Source organism: Neobacillus sp. NPDC058068 (assembly GCF_042885335.1).
Lineage (GTDB): Bacteria > Bacillota > Bacilli > Bacillales > Cytobacillaceae > Neobacillus.
The window spans coordinates 149,284-171,029 of sequence record NZ_JBHVSI010000005.1 but is presented as its reverse complement, the minus strand read 5'-3'; the positions used below and the strand labels follow the sequence as shown (position 1 = coordinate 171,029).

The following is a 21,746-nucleotide window of genomic DNA, read 5'->3' as shown; positions in this document are numbered from 1 at the left end:
CTTTTATTATATTTGAAAACAAAAATAATCTGACAATTTTCTTGCATTTTGTTGAAAAAAGGGCTGCTGGGACAGTTTAACAGGTTCTGTGTCCCATTTCCATTCTTAAATAAGTTACTGGGACCCCTGTTCAGAAAAAAAGGTTTTTCATTTGGAAAAATAGAATTATAGAAGGAAAGAGGATGGAGGGGATCACGTGTTTAATAATTGGAAAAGAGTGATTGAGGAAGAATTGTCAGGCCGACAAGCCTTTCGATATGCAGATCGAATTGCCCAATATCATCGAATTCAAGCATCACCGGGATATCGACAAGCTGCTCGAGAGGTCATTCAGATGTTGGAAAGAGACGGAGTGAATGCTGAACTTGTATCTTATCCTGCGCAATTCGGAGAGCGATTCTTATCGCATTTCTCTTTTCAGGAATGGAAATGTGAGGGAGCAGAACTTTGGATTGAGGTCCCCTTTCGAAAAAGAATTGCCCGATTTAATGAGGAAGAAATCTCCGTCGTTCAAAGAAGTATTTCAACACCGGAAGACGGAATTGAGGCTGAATTGGTCGTCATTGAAAATGCAGAAGAAGAAAGCAGTTATGAGGGGCTTAATCTTGAGGGGAAAATGGCCCTAGTCAGAGGAAATGTTTCTATCATTCATGCGTTAGCAGTCGAGAAATATAAATGTGCAGGTCTTATTTTTGATAATCTTACAGAATTTAAACCAATCCGTACACGGATGGATTTACCGGATACAAGGCAATATACTTCATTTTGGTGGAACCATGAAGAGGAAGTGAAATCCTTTGGTTTTGTAGTTTCGCCAAGGATCGGGGAGGAGCTTAGAAATCTTTCGAAAAAACAACCTGTCCAGTTAAAAGCCTTTGTCAAAGCTGATTTGGAAGAAGGGCAATTTGAAAATATTGAATATCTTATTCCAGGTAAAAAAGAGAAGGAGATTTTACTGGTCAGTCATCTATGTCACCCCTATCCGGGTGGGCAGGACAACGCATCCGGTCCGGGTACATTAATGGAAGTGATACGGACGTTAACCCGATTAATAAATGAAGGAACTCTACCAAAACCGGAGCTTGGAATCAGATTTTTAATGATGCCTGAAATGACAGGAACGTGTGCTTATTTTCACCAGCATCCTGAGCGAATTCCACTTACAGTAGCAGCTTTGAATTTAGATATGGTAGGGGCTGACCAAACGAAGGGCGGCGGTCCTTTATGTATTGAACAACCGCCATTGGCGCTGCCGACTTTTGTTGACAGGTTTGCGTATAAATTAGTTGAAGAGATTGCTAATAATACCGCAAATTTCACTGGCACTACAGAATATAGCACGGTGCATTATGTGAAGACGCGCTTTTCCGGTGGAAGTGATCATTATATTATTTCTGATCCTACGATTGGGATTCCTTGTCCAATGGTCATTCAATGGCCAGATAAGCATTACCATACAACGGATGATTCTACTAAAAATCTCGATGAAAACATGATGAAGCTTGTGGGAACAGTAACTGCTTTATATGGCTACGGTTTGGCAAATGGAGAAGAGTCTGATTGGCTTTCCTATACAATGCACCATTTGGGAACAGTCGGTACTCATCTTACTCATGCAAAAGAATGGCTATTAAAAAGAAATCTATCTGAGGAGCAATTTAGAAATGCCTTTTCCATCTATATAAAATATGAAGAAGAATCCTTATCACAATTAGATTCATATGCTAACCTTCGTAATTTTAGGAGTTTACAAGAGGCGATCGGACAAATGAAGGGGCTGATTCTTAGACAGGCAGAGATCGTTTCGGAAATTGCTAAGAAAGAGTTTCAGCCATTACTTGCCAATCAGGATGTATCACAAGATTGGATGAATGCCATTTACCGCAGAAATTATTCAGCCCCGATTCTTTTGGTGGATGAAATTAAACAGTTATCACTACAAGAGAGGTATCACTGGTTAAAAGAAGTGAAGCCGAACGTATCACTTGGATATGCTGACTTCCTTTTTTATTGGATGGATGGACAGCGGACAGTGAAAGAACTACTCTACCTGACAAAATATGAAACAGGTGATTTTTTTCCAGAGTATGCAAATGAACTACTACAACTTTGTTTAACTTTAAATATAATAAGCAGAGAGATAGTGACAGACTCCTTGTCCCTTAAATAATCTTGCGGAAAAGAAGGAATAACCAGGCAGCAAGAAGAATAAGAATAGGTGGATTTGATAGGAGTGATAAGTATGTTAACAAGGGTACAATTAAATGAAATAAAGGCTCTTCAGGAGGTTTGTGAGAACGAGGGCGGATTTGAGCTGAAGCTGAATTTTGAGATGCTTGAAAACCGGGACGAAAATAAAACAGAAGACTTCTTCCAGTATGAAGATGGCCAGCTTGTTGGTTTTCTCGGAAGCTATGGTTTTGGCAATAAGGTCGAGCTTTGTGGAATGGTACATCCGGAATACCGAAGAAGAGGAATATTTTCTAGACTGCTGGAAATGGGACTCGAGGAGGCGAAGAATCAAAATTTCGAGACGATTTTGTTAAACGCCCCAACAGACTCGCAGACAGCAAAGGAATTTTTGAAAACGATTCCGTGTACCTTTTCGGTTGCAGAATATCAAATGAAATGGCAGAAAACAGAATTGACTGAAGATTCTGCAATTACGCTTAGACCGTCTATATCAGCTGATGACCGGGAAGCGGAAATTCAGCTGGAAGTCTCAGGATTTGGTTTTAGTGAAGAAGAGGCGCGTGAGTATCATCAGACCATCAGGGACAACAGTGGTGATCAAAGGCTCATTATTGAAGCAAATGGAAAGACGGCAGGGAAAATGCGCGTTTCCGAAAAGAATGGCGAAGTGTGGATTTATGGTTTTGCTATTTTCCCCGAACTCCGGGGGAAAGGGAACGGGAGAAAGGCTTTAACAAAAGTGGTGAAAATGGCGGATCAAAAAGGATTGCCTATTTTTCTCGAGGTAGAGGCTAAAAATGCCTATGCACTGGGACTCTACGAATCATGCGGATTTAGAAGCTATCATTCCCAAGATTATTACGAATATCTTAAATAGACCAAGTGAGGAACCGTTCATGTTTTATGATATGAACGGTTCCTTTTTGCCTCTTTATTACCTCGACAAATTCCTGCAAACTTCAGGGTGTACCTGGCACCATCTTTTTGATCAATCTATTAGAATTCATATTAGCTGGAATTCTTTAACTCGATAAAACTCTTTCGCAAAATCCTGTCATTTCCTATAATGAGTAAAGGGCACGAATGTTTTGACGAGATTCTAATGAAAGCGTTTGAGTATGGTCAGTAAAGGAGGAGAAAAATGCTCAATTTAGCTCCATTGATGCTCGAGAAGGTTGGAATTATTGTCATTGTTGCTTTTTTGCTAGCGCAGATGCGCTCGTTTCGCCAGGTTATTCAAAATAAGCACAGCACAAATGAGAAAGTTAAGCTTATTTTACTTTTTGGTACCTTTGGAATCATTAGTAATTATACGGGAATTGAAGTCCACCATCATACCATTGGCAGACCTGAGTGGCTTACTGAAATGAACCAGGAGAGTGCACTTGCCAATACTAGAGTAATGGGGATTGTGATTGGCGGTCTATTAGGGGGACCTGCCGTTGGCATTGGTGCTGGGCTTATTGCCGGCATCCATCGTTACACACTTGGCGGCTTCACTGCCATTTCTTGTGCCCTTTCTACCATTCTAGCTGGTATTGTGGCTGGATACTTTGGAAAAAAGCGAAAACAAATTACCCCAGCGTTTGCAGTCATAATGGGAATGGTCTTGGAAGCGGTTCAAATGTTAATTATTCTAGTTACCGCAAAACCCTTTAGCCATGCCTGGGAACTCGTTCAGCTCATTGGTTTTCCGATGATTTTCGGAAATGGTTTAGGGACATTGCTGTTTATGCTTATTATTCAAATCATGAAACGGGACGAAGAACGTGCTCGCGCAAATCAAACAAACCAAGCCTTTCTGATTGCGGATCAAACCTTGCCATACTTCCGTCAAGGCCTAACCATCCACTCATGTAAGGAAATCTCCGAGATTATGCTAGAACTTACGAATGCCGACGCAGTAGCGATAACCGATGATCAACAAGTCTTGGCACATGTTGGCGCTGCCTCAGATCACCATGTCCCTAATACCAAGCCTGAGACGGGCTTGACGAGAAAGGTACTCGATAGCGGGAAGATTTCAATTGCAAGAACGAAGCAGGAAATCTCCTGTATTCATAGTCAATGCCCGTTAGAAGCTGCTATTGTCCTGCCATTAAAAGTTAAAAATAATATTTATGGTACATTCAAAATGTACTATACAGAGCCTGATAAACTGGACAAGGTGGAGCAGGAATTGGCAGAAGGTCTAGCCAATCTTTTTTCGACGCAGCTTGAGCTTGCGGAGGCAGAAAGACAGACAAAGCTATTAAAGGATGCAGAGATTAAAGCCTTACAGGCACAGATTCATCCACACTTTTTATTTAATAGTATTAATACCATTTCAGCACTTTGCCGGACAGATGCAGATAAAGCACGTAAACTACTATTAGAATTAAGCTCTTTTTTTCGTGGAAACCTTCAAGGTGCCAGGCAGATGCTGATCCCTCTGGAAAAAGAATTAGCAAATGTTAAGGCCTATTTATCATTGGAACAAACGCGTTTTCCTAACAAATATACCATTGATTTTCAAATAGAACCGGAGCTCGAAAAGGTACTGATTCCACCTTTTATCTTGCAGCCTTTAGTTGAAAATGCCATCCATTATGGTTTTCCACGAAGTAAATCGCAAGGGCAAATTACAGTAACGATTTTTTCAAAAAAGAATCTGTTACAAATTATTGTAGCTGATAATGGAAAGGGAATACCTGAAGGCCAAATAGAAGTCCTCGGTAACCAGGTTGTCGATTCTAAAAAAGGAAATGGCACAGCGATTTTTAATATAAGTGAACGGCTAAAAGGAATATACAATGGTCAAGCCAGTTTAACGTTAAAAAGCAAAGTCAATCGTGGAGCTACCATTACCATTTCCATTCCGCTCGACAGTAAAGGAGTGTTTAAGCAAGATGTTGAAGGCCTATATATTGGATGATGAACCATTAGCGAGAGATGAATTAAAATACCTGCTGATTCGAAGTGAACAAGTGGAAATTTTAGGAGAAGCTGATTGCGTCGAGGATGCAGTCGCTGGTATAACAGAGCTAAAACCAGATCTTGTTTTCTTGGATATTGAATTAGCTGAAGAGAATGGGTTGAGTTTAGCGAGGCAATTAGAACCACTTGAGCAAACTCCAGCGATTGTTTTTGCAACAGCCTATGATGAGTATGCTTTAGAGGCATTTGAATTAAATGCAGTCGATTATATTTTAAAGCCATTTGATGAAGAACGGATTCAAAAAACCTTGGAAAAAATTAAGAAGATGCAAAATCTCGGGAATAAGAATAACCTGATCCAATCGTCCGTGAAACAGAACAATAATGGAAAAATAGCGGTCCTTGTGGATGAAAGGATTGTTCTACTAACCGTAACAGACATTCTTTATTTAGAATCTAGTGAAGGTAAGTGTAACATTGTCACATGCGAACAAGCCTATAAAGTAGCTGAAGCTCTCATTGTTTTGGAAAAAAAGGTGAATAACGCTAAATTTTTACGTGTTCATCGAAGTTTTATCGTGAACTTGGATCATATTGTCGAAATCGAACCATGGTTTAATTCTACTTATAATTTACATATGAGTGATGGCTCGCAGGTTCCCGTAAGTCGAACATATGTAAAGTTATTAAAGCAGCAACTTGGTTTTTAGAAAATTTGCATTTCATTGATTGATTTTTGCAACTCACCCTTCTATTTCTGCATTTTATCTTGAAAACAAAGTAAATGCGCTTTCATTTTGTAAAATGGATGATGAAGAAACAATAGTTAGGGGGTTTGGAGAAGAATGAATGCGATTACAATTGTTATTGCTTCAATATGTATCCTTTTAATTGTGTACCGTTTATATGGTACTTTCATGGCAGCAAAGGTTTTAAGGCTTAATGATTCAAAACCGACACCTGCTCAGAAGCTGGAAGATGGACGAGACTATGTCCCAACAAACAAATGGGTCGTTTTTGGCCACCATTTTGCGGCGATTGCAGCAGCAGGTCCGTTAGTTGGCCCTATTTTGGCAGCACAATTTGGTTATTTGCCAGGCTTGATTTGGCTCCTAGTCGGTGCTGTAATTGGCGGAGCGGTTCACGATATGGTTGTTCTCTTTGCCTCTATGCGTAGAGATGGAAAATCTTTATCAGAAGTAGCAAAAGAAGAACTTGGACCTGTCGCAGGGTTCTGTACAGGACTAGCCATGTTATTTATTATCACGATTACGATGGCAGGATTATCAATGGTTGTTCTTGGTGCACTTGAAAGAAACCCATGGGGAACATTTGCGGTAGGAATCACGATTCCAATTGCAATGGGGGTTGGTTTGTATCATAAAAAGACCGGAAACTTAAAACTTGCTACGATTGTCGGCTTTGCTTTAATCATGGTCGCGATTATTTTAGGACCAAACATTCAAGGAACATGGTTTGGCGATCTATTAACCCTTGAGAAAAGTACATTAGCACTTATTCTTCCAATCTATGCTTTTTTTGCAGCCGCATTACCGGTTTGGCTATTACTGGCACCGCGCGATTATTTAAGTACCTTTATGAAAATTGGCGTATTTGCGGCATTAATAATTGGGGTATTCATTGTCAATCCAGATGTACAATTCCCAGCATTTACAGAATTTCTGAATGGCGGGGGTCCTGTTATAGCGGGTCCGGTTTGGCCATTTATCTCCATCACCATTGCATGTGGAGCGATTTCAGGTTTCCACGCATTCGTTGGCTCTGGTACAACGCCGAAAATGGTTAATCGATGGAGCGATATAAAAGGTGTTGCTTTTGGTGCCATGCTTGTGGAATGTTTAGTAGCGATTATGGCATTAATTGCCGCTGTATCACTGCAACCCGGCGATTACTTTGCGATTAACTCCACACCAGAGAAATTTGCCACACTAGGAATGGAAACGGTTCATTTAGATGAACTTGGTAAAGAAGTTGGCATGGACCTTGAAGGCAGAACAGGTGGTGCCGTTACACTTGCGGTTGGGATGACCTACATCTTCGCTGCTGTTCCGATTTTTGAAAAATTAGCTTCCTATTTCTATCAATTTGTTATTCTATTTGAAGCTGTCTTTATCTTAACCGCGATTGACTCAGGAACACGGGTTGCTCGTTACCTTATTCAAGATTTCTTAGGTGACTTCATTAAACCGTTAAAACGGACAGATTCAATCGGCGCAAATATCGTCGCCAGTGCATTAGCCTGTTTCGTCTGGGGCTATCTTCTTTTCTCAGGTGACATTAGTTCCGTCTGGGCACTGTTCGGTGTATCCAACCAATTGATGGCATCAATCGGCCTCATTGTTGGAGCGACAGTTGTACTCAAGATTGCAGAAAAGCGCTGGTACATGCTGACATGTCTAATCCCGCTTGCTTACCTGTTTGTTACAGTCATGGTAGCCGGATATTGGATGGTGAAAAATGTCTACTTGAATGCAGCAAACCCTGGATATAATGTATTAAATGGTATCCTTTCGATTGTCATGCTGATCTTAGGCATCGTCATCATGGTTACTTCCATTGCTAAATGGATTAAGCTATGGAAAATACCACAAGATGTCTTAGTAAAAAATTCTGAACAGGAAGTCGCTTAACATGACAGCACCCATTCATGGAAGATTGAATGGGTGCTGTTTTTTCGGCCGATAGAAAAGTATAACTTTTCTATCAGGCATAAGTGCAACTACGCCTCTGTCTTCGCCTAACGGCTCGCCAATCGGCGAGTTTTCTTTATTTTTATTGAAGTTTTGCGGAAATGGATTTTAAAATGCTAAACCCGGATAATTTTAATATGAGTTTTTCCTTACTTCTAATATTTTTTTGTACATAGATGGAGAGATTATCGATTAAAATCTCATGATAATTGTTCAAAGTCTTTGGTTTTCCAGGCACAGCCACCAGTTCCTGCACCCCAGGAGCACAGCAGGCTTTTACTTCCAACGTTTTTACCGTTAACTGATTCCCTTTAGATTCTATCCACTCTTTTGATCCAGCATCTATTTCGATATTCAACCATCACCACTCCTCTATTTTCCAACATTCCATCTTAACTTGATTTTACTATACTTCTCATTTGAATGGGGCCAAAAGGCTAAGAACATGAAAAAGGGCATATTTCGTAATCTCTACTAGAATGTGGTACAATTTTTCTAGTTAATTCGGAGCAAAGGAAGAAATCGATGAACAGACCAATACCAGTAACTAAAAATGATTATATAGATGTAGTTTTTGAAGATTTAACCCATGACGGGGCCGGCGTGGCGAAGGTCGAGGGATATCCATTATTTGTCCCAAACGGGCTGCCAGGTGAAAAGGCAAAAATAAAAGTAATTAAGACGGGTAAAGGCTATGGTTTTGGGCGATTGATTGAGCTTTATGAAAAAAGCCCTTACCGGGTGGAGATTGCTAGCAGCGAGCGGCACAAGTATGGCGGCACCCAGCTCGAGCATATTAGTTATGAAGGCCAGCTAAAATATAAGGAAAATCAAGTTCGCCAGGTTCTGACCCGCATTGGAAAACTGGAAGATGTAATTGTTCATCCAATTTTAGGGATGGACCATCCATGGCACTATCGGAACAAGGCTCAGGTGCCTGTAGGGGAAAAGGACGGCAAACTGATTGCTGGTTTTTTCAAACCAAGAAGCCATGAAATTGTTGATACGAATGAGAGCTTGATTCAGCTGCCGGAAATAAATGAAGCAGTCCAAATAGTCAAAGAAATAGCCAGCGAGCTTGGCATTGCTGCCTATCATGAGGAGTCCCATAAAGGGGTGCTCCGTCATATTATGGCCAGGTATGGGCAGCAAACGGGCGAGCTTATGGTGGTCATCATCACCAGAACAGCAGATCTTCCTCAAAAAGATAAGTTGGTGGAGGAAATAGTGGCGCGCCTCCCTAAGGTGAAATCGATTGTTCATAACGTGAATTCAAAGCGGACGAATGTTATCCTTGGTGAAAAAACGAAGGTCCTATGGGGAAATGAGGTTATTTACGATTATATTGGAGATGTGAAATTTGCCATTTCAGCTTTGTCCTTTTATCAAGTCAATCCTGTACAAACCAAGGTGTTATATGAGAAGGCGCTAGAATATGCCGACCTTAGCGGCGAAGAAAAGGTGATTGATGCCTATTGTGGAATTGGAACCATTTCATTATTTTTAGCCCAAAAAGCACAAAAGGTTTTCGGCGTTGAAGTGGTTCCAGAGGCCATTGAAGATGCGAAACGGAATGCAGCCTTGAACGGAATCGAGAATGCGGAATTTGCTGCCGGGGAAGCAGAGGTTGTGATTCCAAAATGGTACAAAGAAGGCAATGCTGCCGATGTGTTGGTCGTCGACCCACCGAGAAAGGGCTGTGATGAAGCATTGCTGCAAACCATCATTGAAATGAAGCCTAAAAAAGTGGTTTATGTATCCTGTAACCCGGCAACATTAGCACGGGATTTAAGGATTCTGGAAGACGGGGGATACAAGACCGTTGAAGTGCAGCCGGTGGATATGTTTCCGCAGACGACGCATTGTGAGGCTGTTGCAAAAATTGAATTAGTGTAATGTTTTAAAAGCTCAATCTTTAAGGAGATTGTGCTTTTTCTTTTTTGGGGAAACATTTTATGAAACAGGATTTCTCTGGGAGGCACTGTGCAGCTAAATTAGAAACCAAACTAAGGTATTCCAAAATCACTCTTTAATGAAAGCAACAATTAAAAAAGTATTACATTCAATAATGGTGAATATCTGTGCCTGTCATTTCTTAATACGTAGTAGACTTATACTACGCAACAAATAATTTCGTTGTTTATATTCAATCGTACAACCCCAATATTCACCTCTAAGTTACCCAGAATCAGTTAAAAAATAATTAAATTCCCAATCATAATTGGTTAAAATAGACTATATTGCTATAGGAGGAATACGTACATAATGAAGACAACAATATTAATAGCAGATGATGATGTTAATATCCGTAGGGTGACACAGCTTTATTTAGAGAAAGAAGGGTTTCAAACAAAAATCGCCTGTGATGGCAAAGAGGCACTTGACATATTAGAACAAGAGAAAATAGACTGTGCGGTTATTGATTTGATGATGCCAAATGTAGATGGTTGGGAGCTTTGTGAAAAAATTAAAGCTTATTTCGAGATTCCCGTTTTGATGTTAACAGCTAGAGCTGAAACAAATGATACAATTAAAGGTTTTAAACTAGGCACTGATGATTATGTCACAAAGCCTTTTCATCCAGTTGAGCTTGTTATGCGAGTAAAATCCCTCTTAAAAAGATATGGTGTAGCTTCGGCCGGGAGAATAACTTTTAATGATATTTCCCTTGATAATAGCAGCTATAAGGTTCAAATCAAGGATGAGGATTTCTTGCTACCAATAAAGCAGTTTGAGTTATTATATATGCTAGCAAGTCAAACTGGAAAAATTTTTACAAGAGAACAGCTGATCGAGAGAATTTGGGGACTTGATTATGAAGGAGATGAAAGAACAGTCGATACTCACATAAAAAAACTCCGAAAGCAATTTAAAAATTATGAGGACATTCTGCAAATTACTACTGTAAGGGGACTTGGTTATAAATTAGAGGTTTTATCATGATCCAATCTATTTATATCAAAAATATTTTAAATTATTTTATTGTTATTATTGTGTCATTGATACTTTCCTTTTTAATCACGTCTCTTTTTTTTCAAAATCAAATTATCAAAATTCGCGAAACGGAGGTCATTAACCAAGGAAAAGGAATGATTAATTTATACAAAAATTTAGGTGATAAGGGCTTTGATGAATACTTAAAAAGCATTTCCTCCTTACCTTATGAGGTATATCTTTATGATCAAAATGGCTTGGTATCAAAAACACCTAATGTTCCAAAATCCAGTGAATTTAGTAAAAAGACGATTAGGGATGTTATTGCCGGTGATGTCTATCGAAAAGAAGTTGAACCACTTTTGATTGGACTACCATTTGAAACTAAAAACGGGAGATATGCGTTATTTATTAAACCTAATTTGACAGAACAATTTAGTCAGATTCGAAATATTTTATTAACCGCATTATTTATCGTTTTGTTTATCGGAACCTCGCTGATTTTAACCACAACCCGTTTTTTAGTCGAACCTCTTGTTAGAATCACCCATGCAACAAAAGAATTAGCAAGAGGAAATTTTCAAATCCGCTTGAATGTAAAAAATAAGGATGAAATAGGACAGTTAGCCAAAAGCTTTAATTTCATGGCAGAGGAATTAGATAAAACGGAGCAAATGCGTAAGGATTTCATTGCAAACGTGTCCCATGAGCTTCAGTCACCGCTAACAGCTATTAGGGGGATGGCAATCGCATTGAAAGATGGTGCTGTGGAAACAGTTGAAGAAAAGCATTATTTTGAACTTATTGAACAAGAGAGTGAACGTCTTTCAAGTTTAACCAAACAATTGTTGAACTTGTCAATCCTAGAAGCGAACAAGTCCCCGTTCAATCCTAAGCTATACCTCCTAGATCGACAATTACGAAATCAGCTTGTTACGATGCAATCTTTATGGATGGAAAAGCGCCTTGACATTGATTTTGACATTCCAAAGATTGAGGTTTATGCTGATGAATCATTAATGAATCAAGTGTGGACCAATTTATATTCGAATGCCATTAAGTATAATCGGGAAGATGGAAAAATTTCGATTCGAGGACATGAACAAGATCATCATGTCGAAATCATCATTAGAAATACAGGTTATGGTATACCTCAAAAAGATATACCCTATATTTTTGAACGCTTTTATCGAGTAGAAAAAGCTCATACAAGAACAACCGAAAGTTATGGGCTTGGATTGGCAGTAGTCAAACGGATTATCGACCTACACAATGGAAAAATCTTTGTAAATAGTATAGAAGGTGACGAAACAACTTTTAGGATTATTTTAGGTAAATAGGAGCAAACAGTTGCGGAAAGCAGTCCCTTTTGGGTCTGTTTTTTTATGTAAAAAATTAAAATTCTTTAAACACGATCAAAAGGTCACATAGAGGACACAAACTTATTATATTCTGATTCGTGTAATTTGAATCAGAGAGGGTGATTATTTTTGAACAAAATATTGAAGTTTAGCTTAAAAAATACAGTTGCGATCATTTTGCTTGCTGTACTTGTAATTGGAGGTGGAATTTATTCTACTAAAAACATAAAAGTAGAAACTTTCCCAAACGTCACATTTCCAGCTCTATTTGTGCAAGCAACCTATCCGGGTCATTCGACACAGGAATTGGAACAACAACTTACCAATCCAATTGAAGATAGTATTAAGCAGCAAAAAGGATATGACACTGTAACCAGTACTTCAAGAAACAATGCGGCAACCATTTCGGTTTCTTATCCGTTCGGTACCGATATTGACAAGCAGAAATCTACACTGGAAGCGGCTATTAATAAGGTAACATTTCCTGATGGCGCAAAGGTAGAAGTCATTAAAATTGATAAGGGGGCACAAGCGGTTTATGAGGTCGCTTTTGCTGGCAATGACAATCAGGATATCCAATCATCCATTGAAAATGACCTTGTTCCAACCCTTGAAATGATAAGTGGTATTGGTACGGTTACGCTTGATGGCGCAAAAGGCCAAAAAGTTTCAATTGAATTAAATCAAGACATGGCACATCAATATGGCTTGACACTCGCAAACATTAAAGAAGCTATTCAATTGAAAAATTATAAGGTTTCATTTGGTCAAGTAAACAGTGGAGGAACCAATATACCTCTTGTTATGGAAGGGAATAGTACAAGCATTGATGACTTAAAAAATATTGAAATTACTGTTGGGGGACAAAGTCAGCAAACCAGTCCAACTACAGGAACAATAGGATCTACAGCAGGGTTAACAAGCGGTACAAAAGGACAAACAAACAGTTCTGCAAAACAAGTGAAATTAAAGCTGTCAGATATTGCTACTATTGCAACGACATCAAGCCGGGATGTAATTACACGTTTCAATGGAAAAGACAGCTATTTAGTTTCTGTAACCAAGACACAGAATGCAAATACTGCGGAAGTTGTCAATAATGTAAAAGACAAAATCTCATCGTTTAATAAAAATCACCATTACACGATTTATACAGTGACAGATCAAGGAAAAGATGTGGAAAATTCTATTTCTTCACTCCTTAAAGAAGGTGGCTATGGCATACTATTTGCCATTCTTGTCATTTTGATCTTCTTACGTAATATTCGAGCAACTTTGATTGCGATTGTATCTCTGCCGATATCAATTTTGTCAACGATTGCAGTATTAAAGCAATTTGATTATGCCTTGAATATTATGACACTTGGAGGAATGGCCGTTGCCGTCGGACGTATTATCGATGACAGTATTGTTGTGATCGAAAATATTTTCCGCTGGCGCCAAAAAAACAAAGATCTCAGCATGAAACAAGTAGCTTTTCATGCGACGAAAGAAGTATTTGGAGCGGTAACCTCTTCCACTTTAACGACATTGGTTGTATTTGCACCAATCGCTTTTGTAACGGGAATCATTGGGGAAGTCTTCCGGCCGTTTGCGCTTGCCGTCGTGTTCTCCATTTCGGCTTCATTGATTGTGGCAATTATTTTGGTCCCTGCATTAGGGAGCATATTTTTCAAAAAGATTAAACATGTGGAAAAACCAAGCAGGCTAGCAGGTCTTTACGAGAAGTTTTTAAGAAAAGCTTTTCGCAAAAAAACACTCGTTATTGTATTATCACTTCTTCTCTTAGTCGGTTCATTTGCGATTATTCCTAAATTAGGAGTTACGTTCTTGCCATCAAGTAATGCAAATCCAGCCATGCAAGTAAATATAACGGTTCCAAGTTATTTAAGTCTTGATCAAATGGATTCGGTGGCAAAAAATGTGGAAAGCTATTTGAAAAATAAAAAAGGGATAGACTATAGTCAAGTATCAATAGGAATCTCAGACAATTCAGCCATGATGAAAGGCGGCAGCAATAATGTCATTCAATTTTTCATCCAATTGAAAAACGGGCAAAATATAGATGAGCTTTTAAGTGTGTATCAAAAAGATATTGAGAAAATTGCTCATAATGACTATAAAGGTTCGACGGTTACTGTTAAGCAGACACAAAGCGGTGGTATATCATCAGGTAATAATCTTGATATTCAGCTTTACGGTTCTGATCTTACGAAGCTAACGGAAGTATCCAATCAAGTTACTAACTTATTGTCGAAAAATAGTCAATTGAAAAATGTTACGAGTAACTTAGGAGATGAGCAAACAGAATGGAAGTTTGCCATTAGTTCAGATGGAGACAAAGCGGGAGTTACGTACCTACAGTTGATGTCAGCAATTCGCGAGTATGTGTCAACAGTTATGGTGGGTAACTACACCATAAACGGAACTATTCAAGAAGTTGATTTAAGTTATGATAAAAAAATAGCTTCAAAAACAGATCTTGAAAATATTGAGATTAAAACTTCAGAAGGTACGAAAAAAGTAAGTGAGGTAGCGACAATTCAAGATGTAAATGTTCCGACTACATTGTACCATGATGATGGCAATCAACTTGTCAAAGTGTCTGCAATTATCAAAGGAAACAATACTACCAAAGTATCAACTGATGTCAAAAAAGATATCAATTCCTTGTCATTACCAAAAGGTATCACTGTTTCATATGGCGGGGGAATTAAAATGATCTCAGATGGTTTATCAAGTTTAGGCCTTGCCATGGGAGCCGCTATCGTTCTTGTATTCTTTGTGTTAACTGTAACTTATTCAGGGTTTTTGACACCACTTGTTATCTTGTCATCTCTTTTATTCGTTCCAATTGGAGCACTTGGCGGTTTACTAATAAGTGGGCAGCCAATTTCGATGAGTGCCATGATTGGGATGTTAATGCTGATCGGTGTCGTGGTTTCGAATGCCATCGTATTGCTTGATCGTGTGGAAAAAAATAGAAAACGCGGATTAGTACTGAATGAAGCGATTGTAGAAGCTGCAAAGATACGTTTACGGCCTATCTTAATGACAGCATTTGCAACAATCTTTGCCCTTATTCCATTGGCAACGTCGACCTCATCATCTGGTTTAATCTCACAAGGGTTAGCTGTCACCGTTATTGGTGGTCTAACCACTTCAACATTGTTAACCTTAATCTTTGTACCAGTACTTTATTCGCTGGTTGGTAAATTTAGAAAACATCTAACAGATGATGATTTTAAATAAATAAATCTTTTTAGCGGGACTGAAACTTAGGTCCTTTATGGATGTAAAGTACCCTAGGGAAAGTCCCCATATTCCTATTGGCTGTGGTTGATTAAATACCTTTTTTCTCTTTACAAGTGTATCCATTATTAGAAATATAGGAAAAATTGCACTTATTCTATTTATATCAATAAAGACAATAACTTTACTGGCAAAGAAGTAGGAACTGGTGTAGGCGCTTTTGCTGGGGATACCATGGCTTCTCCTCTTGATCCATTTGGTTCAGTTGCGAGTTCAGGTGCTGTTTCTGGTGGAGCACTGGCCAACAAGGCGGGGGAAGGTATCGTTGAAGACGATAATCATCGCTCCAAAACAAGAGATTAGAATTAAGTAAAGTCATCCTTTAACCGAAGGGTTATGGCATGCAGTGGACTTCCTAAATGGGAGTCCTTTTTAGAAGAACTTCTTATGTAAGCCATAAAAAAACATACCACTTGGTATGTTTTTTTATACATTATTTATAATTAAGTTAGAGAAAGATATTTAAGCTCCTTTGGCTGCTTGTACTTCAAGTGTAATTTGAACCTGATCAGCCACTAATACTCCACCGGTTTCTAATGCTGCATTCCACTTCAAACCATACTCACTTCTACTAATGGAACCGTGAGCTTCAAAACCAGCCTTTACATTCCCCCAAGGATCTTTCCCACTTCCTTCATAGGTTAAAGTAAACGTTTCAGGATTAGTTGTCCCACGAATGGTTAAGTCTCCAGTTATCTCGTATTCACCGGGACTCTTCTTAATAATTTTTGTTGATTTAAACGTCATTTTAGGATTGTTCTCTACATCAAAGAAGTCCGCTGAACGTAAGTGATTATCACGATCTTCGTTACGAGTATCTACACTGTTAACGTCCACTGAAAATTCAATTGATGCCGTGGTTAAGTCATCGAGGTCAGCTTCTATCGATGCTTCGAAAGTATGAAAAGTACCTTTAACTTTAGATACCATCATATGTCTGATAGAAAAATCAATACTACTATGTGCAGTATCTACATTCCATTTAGTCTTTTCCATAAAAATCACTCCTGTTCATTTATAAACTACAACATACATCCTAGGCAAATATTAATATTATATACTCCAAGCTATATTTTATTTTTCATTCAAACAGCCTTCTATCACTTTTATTGATTCAAATTTGTTCAAATTTATAAAAAGATTGAATAGCAGCGTTTTTTCCCTTAATAAACCTTTTCGAGGGGATATATAAAAATACCCATAATAAAACTTCTCAGTTTTGTATGAATCTTTATTAACATTGCCATAATAAAAAGTAGAAATATTTTTTAAAAATTTGAACCAAGATTATAGCAATTTAAATTAAAACAACAAGGTAGGGGTATAACTTATGGTTATTCATTGGGAAACAACAGCAGTATACAATACGATTATGTCTGTATCAGTAGGTGTTTCTTTATTATCCATTGTTAAATTTTTTTCGCACTTAAATTCTAATAAAATTGGACATTTAGAAGGTTGGGCTCTTGGCTTTGGAATTCCCGGGTTCATATTAACTTTAACGGGTTTACACATGACTTTAACTTGGCCACTTTCAAAAATGGGATTTGCATTTGATGATATTATCTTTGGTGAATCCTCTTTAGCTTTTGGGGTTCTTCTTTTAGCAATAACGATTCTCTTATGGAGAAAGGCAAATTTTTATTTAAAACAAGGGATTGATATGAATGATACAGCTTTAGTATCTGAAAACTTAAAGAAAAGTTTACCACATTATTTAAAACCATTATCTTATTTTGCAATAGCAATGGGGTGTTCTCTTATTGCAATGGGGTGTGCTGGAGTAACTTTTCGTTTATTTGCCGCCCCTCCGCAAGAACCTATTTCTGGACTATTCGCTGCCTATCCAATGATTGAAGCAACATTTATGTCTATTTTACTTGCTCTTACAGGAGTTGGGGCAATCTTATTCGCTGTTAATCAAAAAGAAAAACCAAACGAAAGTTTTGCTAAATTAAATAAAGGTGCCTGGATTATTACTGGTATTATTTGGACTTCATTTGGCATTTTGAATTATTTTACTCATATTGGATTAATTGTACACACAATGAAATAATGTTTAAATAATTTCTTGGCTATTAAAAGAGTGTTAAGTGATATAAAGTTATTCCATTAAAGGGCGCTATTGTTGCATAAGCAATTAGAAAAAACAATAGATAAATTTATTGCGCAGTACAACGATTCTGGTAACTAATACAATTTATTAGGGGCGATCACTTTTTAAGGGTGATCGTTTTGTCGTATTCGACACATACTGCGTAACAACGATTGCCAAGATTGTGGAAAAAAAACTATAATTCATTATCTTCTTTTATGATTTTAGTAAGAAGATATGTGATATTGTGAAGCATTTCACTTAAACTAACGAAGCAGAATACTTGAATAAGGTATTATAAGAAAATATAAATTATTATAGTTGTTAAATGACAATAAAGTTGTTTAAAAGCACAGGTTGTCGATTACAATTAAAATAAAGACTTACTAACGGTTAGTAAGTCTTTTCTTAACTTTTTGTCTTTAATTTAAATTATACTGTTCTCTGATTACATCAAAAACATCTCGTAAAACTTGGATATTTTGTCGACTTACCATCAGTAAAATTCCGCCTTCAATCATGGCAACAATGGATTCTGCGTTTTTTCTCGGATTAATTGATTGATCTAACTGATGGTTCACAATCATTTCCGTTAAGCAATCAGCAACTGAGCCCACCCAGTGATTTAAAAACTCTTCAATTTTTACTCGGAATTCCTCATTTTGGGCACTCATTTCAATTGCCAAATTCCCTACTGCACATCCGTATTTAATCTCCATTTCTGCATGACTTATTTCAGCCCATTTGAGCATTTGATTTAACCTAGTAACTGGGTCATCTGAAGTATTCAGAATCCCGATTATTAACTGTTCTTCCCAATCATTGACTAAATCATCTACAACAGCTAATCCAAGATCATGTTTTGATTGAAAATAATGGTAAAATTGTCCTTTTCCTATATTAGTAGCAGCCATGATATCGCTAACTGATGTCGCCTGATAACCTTTTGAGTGTATGATATCTCTGGCTATTCGTATAATTTCCTGTTTTTTGGAAGACACTATACAACACCCTCAGTCTTGGTAACTTTGAATCATATTAGCCATGTGTACATAGGAACCACCTGCGCGCAACGCGGAAGTAACCATGATAGCTTCTGCGAGTTCTTCATTTGTTGCACCAAGTTTTTCGGCCTTTTTCGTATGAACGTCGATGCAATATGGACATTGACTGGCTACTCCAGAAGCAGTTGCGATAATTTCTTTAAATTTAGCAGTGAGTTTTCCTTCTTTAGTGGTGGCAGCACTAAATGCTGAGTAGCCTTTGAATCCTTCAGGAGCAAATTTACCTAGGATGCTTAAATTTTTTAAATTGGAACGAGCATAAAGAACATCTGATGCATCTACATTTTTTGCGTTATGTACATGCGTACTATGAGTAACCGCACCACCAGCTTCCACAGCCGTAGCAACAAATACAGCTTCAACTAATTCTTCTAAAGATGCTCCTGCGCTTTTTGCTTTCTTAGTATGAGAGTCAATGCAATTCGGACACTGAGTAATATGTGCAATTGCCACAGCAATGATTTCTTTCTCTTTTACAGTAAGAGCACCTTCTTTAAATACTGCAATATTAAAAACATTAAAAGCTTTAAATTGTTCAGGTGCTAAATCTTTTAATTGAGATAGATTATGAGTGTTTTCTTTTGAATATAGATTTGTTGGCACTTTCAAAACTCCTTTTGAACTTTTATGTTTAGTTTAACCTTAATTGAATAAAATAACATGATTGTTTTTACCAACTGTTCGGTACAGTTATGATAGCATTATCTACTATTAGATTACAATAATATTGTTTCGTTATTAATTTGTAGAGTCTTACCCTCGGAAGAAGTAAAAGGTTGATTTTTCAATAATTTCATTTACCACTCAATGTCAATGATGTTAATTGTTAATTGTTAGAGTACATTTTTTATGAACAAAACTTTTTACTTGCTAATTCTTTAATGGACATGTTAAGCTACAAATTGTACCAACCGGTAGGTAAAATTAACGAGAAAATGTTTTTCTTACCTTTCCACGACTTGATTGGGTACCCGTAGAATAGGATCATTCGTGTATTGGTAAAATAAAAAATAATATTTGATTTTAAGGAGTGTTAACAATGGCTGATATGAAAATAAATGTGAATGCTGTTTGGGCTGACGGGGTAACAGGGAATGGAATACTTAAAACAGAGAATCTTGATACAAAAATCGCTATTCCAATATCTTTGGGAGGCAGTGGTAACGGAGCAAATCCAAAAGAGGTTCTAGTTTCTTCTGTAACTACTTGTTATACAGCAACACTTACGTTTGTGCTTGAAAGCAGAAAATTACCTGTTCTAGAACTTACAGTTAATTCTGAGGCAAATATATCTGATAATGAGTTCAAAATTACTCACTATCCGCAAATCGTTTTATCTGCTGAAGCAACAGAAGAACAAGTTCAATCTGCGCAAAGAGCAACAGAAGCTGCAGATAAAGGTTGCGAAGTCGGAAATTTATTGAAAAAAGCAGATGTTAAAATTGAAATTCAAGGTAAAGTATCTACGAAATGACCTGATTCATCCAAGAATATAGAAATTCATTCATTTTTAGATCTTTCAATTAAAACGGTCTTATTAAATCAAGGCGGCGGTTATGCTGTCTTTTTTATCTGAATTATAACTCACTGGTAAAAACAATAGAGGGAGTGTGTCAAATGGCAATGACCATTACAGAAAGGGCATCAGAAGAACTGAACAAAAAAATTGGGGATCAAAAGGGATATCTTAAAATTCAAAACGTAATGGAAGGGCTTGCCTGCGGGGCAGGAGTACCTACTTTGTTTTTTGTCCCATCCAGAGATGAAACCCAAGACATTCTATTTGAGACTAACGATCGTCCTGTATTGTTGGAGAAATCAGAGATCATTTTCTTTGACGACGAGGACTTAAAAATTGATTTTTCGGATTCAGTGAACAGTTTTCAGTTAAAAAGCCCACAGCAAATAATAAATGGAAGAATGTCATTTATTATGAATAAAATAATTTGATTAAATCTAGTCTTCAACTATTTGATCTTCCACAATACCAACCAATAAAATCATTAGTTATTCAAGAAAAGGGCGCTTTCTCATTTAGTTAGAAAGCGTCTTTTTGATTTGCCCCTACACATAAAGGGATTAGATTATATTAAGGTGAAAATTTGTGAACATATTCACTTAAACTATAGGGGGTTTTAGTTAAACAAGAACTTGCTTATTAAGTAGATTCTTTGCTTCGCAGTACAACGAACTTGTGATGGAAATAGATTTAAAGACGATTGCGTTTAAAGTGATCGTCTTATTTTTAGCACAAACTACGCAACAAAGATCTTTATTTTTAGAGGAATTTATTAAGGAATTCACTTATACTAAACCAGCTAATAGAATCTAATTGTTAATTTGGAATAAAGTCACGATGTTTTGAAAATAGTTTTATACGATTACAGAGTGAAAAACCTTATAGAAGATTATCTAGGCGAGGTATTCAAAGAGAAATAGGATTAATAGCTAAGAAAGCGGGTCTAAAAGACAAAATAAGCCCCCATGTTTTAAGATATACGTTTGCAACATTAAAATTAAATAATGGAGCTGAGCTCGTAGCTATTCAAGAGATGTTAGGTCACAGTTCGCCAGATACCACACTTAGGTATGCAAAGATAACTCACGAAAGAAAACGTGAGCAGCATAAAAGGTACCTAATTCAATAAGAGTGATTGTCATTAGACTTATAAAATTACACAGAGTAAGGGTGGTTTCAGAAGTAACCACTCTATTTATATTTCCATTTTATAGGTGACTTTAAAGGTGTTTTTCAATAAATATCGAACAATGTATCTTAAGGTCCTTATAGTATATGAGTACAATTAATATATTCTATATTAATATTTATACTCAAAGAAATTTTTAATCAATTAAAGGAGGAGGGGTTCAAATGATATTTAAATTTTATAAGGATGAAAACGGATATGAGAAATGGCTACTTGATAACAAACCAGGTTATGTTTTTAATCATTTCGGTACTGCTGAAATGAATAAAATGCATCATGCTACTTGTTACACATTACATACGGCAAAACATCAAGGTTCAAGAACAAATTATGAAAAAATTTGTTCCTTAGATTATAAAGAGTTAGAACAAGAGGAATTATTAAATGTTTAAAATGCGGATGTACTAGAGAATTAGAATATAATTTTTCTAAAAGATCTGGGGATATAGAAG

The 21,746-nt window shown here is 37.2% G+C and carries 19 protein-coding genes; 15 read left to right on the top strand and 4 right to left on the bottom strand.

All coding sequences use genetic code 11. The annotated features are described in order from the left end of the window. Positions 1–196: 196 nt before the first annotated feature. The 5 genes from ACFVSW_RS08130 to ACFVSW_RS08110 all read left to right on the top strand — a co-directional run bounded on the left by ACFVSW_RS08130 (position 197) and on the right by ACFVSW_RS08110 (position 7,760). On the top strand, positions 197–2,170 hold the full coding sequence (locus tag ACFVSW_RS08130; RefSeq protein ID WP_387314436.1) for a DUF4910 domain-containing protein: 1,974 nt from the start codon (positions 197–199) through the stop codon (positions 2,168–2,170). 72 nt (positions 2,171–2,242) lie between these two features. Then, on the top strand, positions 2,243–3,070 hold the full coding sequence (locus ACFVSW_RS08125) for a GNAT family N-acetyltransferase (protein ID WP_387314433.1): 828 nt from the start codon (positions 2,243–2,245) through the stop codon (positions 3,068–3,070). Positions 3,071–3,334: 264 nt separating this feature from the next. Then, entirely contained in the window at positions 3,335–5,107 is a 1,773-nt protein-coding gene (locus ACFVSW_RS08120) for a LytS/YhcK type 5TM receptor domain-containing protein (RefSeq protein ID WP_387314431.1), read from the top strand. Beyond that, a complete protein-coding gene (locus ACFVSW_RS08115) occupies positions 5,082–5,819 on the top strand; it encodes a LytR/AlgR family response regulator transcription factor (protein WP_387314429.1) in 738 nt (245 codons plus the stop codon). The genes ACFVSW_RS08120 and ACFVSW_RS08115 overlap by 26 nt, the downstream gene beginning before the upstream one ends. A 135-nt stretch (positions 5,820–5,954) precedes the next feature. Further along, positions 5,955–7,760, top strand: a complete 1,806-nt coding sequence (locus ACFVSW_RS08110) for a carbon starvation CstA family protein (protein ID WP_387314427.1) — start codon at positions 5,955–5,957, stop codon at positions 7,758–7,760. Between the two features lie 142 nt (positions 7,761–7,902). Here ACFVSW_RS08110 and ACFVSW_RS08105 read toward each other — a convergent pair whose 3' ends face one another. Next, positions 7,903–8,178: a CC/Se motif family (seleno)protein gene (locus ACFVSW_RS08105; RefSeq protein ID WP_387314425.1), complete on the bottom strand. Its 276-nt coding sequence runs from the start codon at positions 8,176–8,178 to the stop codon at positions 7,903–7,905. Positions 8,179–8,345: 167 nt separating this feature from the next. On the opposite strand from ACFVSW_RS08105, the gene rlmD reads away from it, so the two are divergent. The 5 genes from rlmD to ACFVSW_RS08080 all read left to right on the top strand — a co-directional run bounded on the left by rlmD (position 8,346) and on the right by ACFVSW_RS08080 (position 15,730). Next, positions 8,346–9,716, top strand: coding sequence for a 23S rRNA (uracil(1939)-C(5))-methyltransferase RlmD (gene rlmD / locus ACFVSW_RS08100; RefSeq protein ID WP_387314423.1), 1,371 nt, complete (start codon positions 8,346–8,348; stop codon positions 9,714–9,716). Positions 9,717–10,085: 369 nt separating this feature from the next. Continuing rightward, positions 10,086–10,763: a response regulator transcription factor gene (locus tag ACFVSW_RS08095; RefSeq protein WP_387314421.1), complete on the top strand. Its 678-nt coding sequence runs from the start codon at positions 10,086–10,088 to the stop codon at positions 10,761–10,763. After that, positions 10,760–12,094 (top strand): sensor histidine kinase, encoded by a 1,335-nt coding sequence (locus ACFVSW_RS08090; protein WP_387314419.1) that lies wholly within the window; start codon positions 10,760–10,762, stop codon positions 12,092–12,094. The genes ACFVSW_RS08095 and ACFVSW_RS08090 overlap by 4 nt, the downstream gene beginning before the upstream one ends. Positions 12,095–12,244: 150 nt before the next feature. Next, entirely contained in the window at positions 12,245–15,367 is a 3,123-nt protein-coding gene (locus ACFVSW_RS08085) for an efflux RND transporter permease subunit (protein ID WP_387314417.1), read from the top strand. 234 nt (positions 15,368–15,601) lie between these two features. Beyond that, positions 15,602–15,730 (top strand): hypothetical protein, encoded by a 129-nt coding sequence (locus ACFVSW_RS08080; protein ID WP_387314414.1) that lies wholly within the window; start codon positions 15,602–15,604, stop codon positions 15,728–15,730. 159 nt (positions 15,731–15,889) lie between these two features. Here the strand turns inward: ACFVSW_RS08080 and ACFVSW_RS08075 are convergent, their stop codons facing one another. Then, entirely contained in the window at positions 15,890–16,423 is a 534-nt protein-coding gene (locus ACFVSW_RS08075; protein ID WP_387314412.1) for a YceI family protein, read from the bottom strand. A 334-nt stretch (positions 16,424–16,757) separates the two neighbouring features. Between ACFVSW_RS08075 and ACFVSW_RS08070 the strand changes: the two genes are divergently transcribed. Then, entirely contained in the window at positions 16,758–17,483 is a 726-nt protein-coding gene (locus ACFVSW_RS08070) for a DUF981 family protein (RefSeq protein ID WP_387314409.1), read from the top strand. A gap of 461 nt (positions 17,484–17,944) precedes the next feature. Here the strand turns inward: ACFVSW_RS08070 and ACFVSW_RS08065 are convergent, their stop codons facing one another. Together ACFVSW_RS08065 and ACFVSW_RS08060 are read right to left on the bottom strand one after the other, a co-directional pair. Then, positions 17,945–18,523 carry a TetR/AcrR family transcriptional regulator gene (locus tag ACFVSW_RS08065; protein ID WP_387314406.1) on the bottom strand — a complete coding sequence of 193 codons (579 nt, stop codon included), beginning with the start codon at positions 18,521–18,523 and terminating at the stop codon, positions 17,945–17,947. Between the two features lie 12 nt (positions 18,524–18,535). Further along, positions 18,536–19,189 (bottom strand): carboxymuconolactone decarboxylase family protein, encoded by a 654-nt coding sequence (locus ACFVSW_RS08060; protein WP_387314404.1) that lies wholly within the window; start codon positions 19,187–19,189, stop codon positions 18,536–18,538. Positions 19,190–19,625: 436 nt separating this feature from the next. Here ACFVSW_RS08060 and ACFVSW_RS08055 point away from each other — a divergent pair, with 436 nt between their 5' ends. The 4 genes from ACFVSW_RS08055 to ACFVSW_RS08040 all read left to right on the top strand — a co-directional run bounded on the left by ACFVSW_RS08055 (position 19,626) and on the right by ACFVSW_RS08040 (position 21,686). Continuing rightward, positions 19,626–20,060, top strand: a complete 435-nt coding sequence (locus ACFVSW_RS08055; RefSeq protein ID WP_387314403.1) for an OsmC family protein — start codon at positions 19,626–19,628, stop codon at positions 20,058–20,060. A 143-nt stretch (positions 20,061–20,203) separates the two neighbouring features. Next, positions 20,204–20,536, top strand: coding sequence for an iron-sulfur cluster biosynthesis family protein (locus ACFVSW_RS08050; RefSeq protein WP_387314400.1), 333 nt, complete (start codon positions 20,204–20,206; stop codon positions 20,534–20,536). A gap of 395 nt (positions 20,537–20,931) precedes the next feature. Beyond that, the gene (locus tag ACFVSW_RS08045; RefSeq protein WP_387314646.1) at positions 20,932–21,234 is read left to right on the top strand and encodes a tyrosine-type recombinase/integrase; all 303 of its coding nucleotides are present in this window, start codon (positions 20,932–20,934) and stop codon (positions 21,232–21,234) included. A 224-nt stretch (positions 21,235–21,458) separates the two neighbouring features. Beyond that, a complete protein-coding gene (locus tag ACFVSW_RS08040) occupies positions 21,459–21,686 on the top strand; it encodes a hypothetical protein (RefSeq protein ID WP_387314398.1) in 228 nt (75 codons plus the stop codon). Positions 21,687–21,746 lie beyond the last annotated feature (60 nt).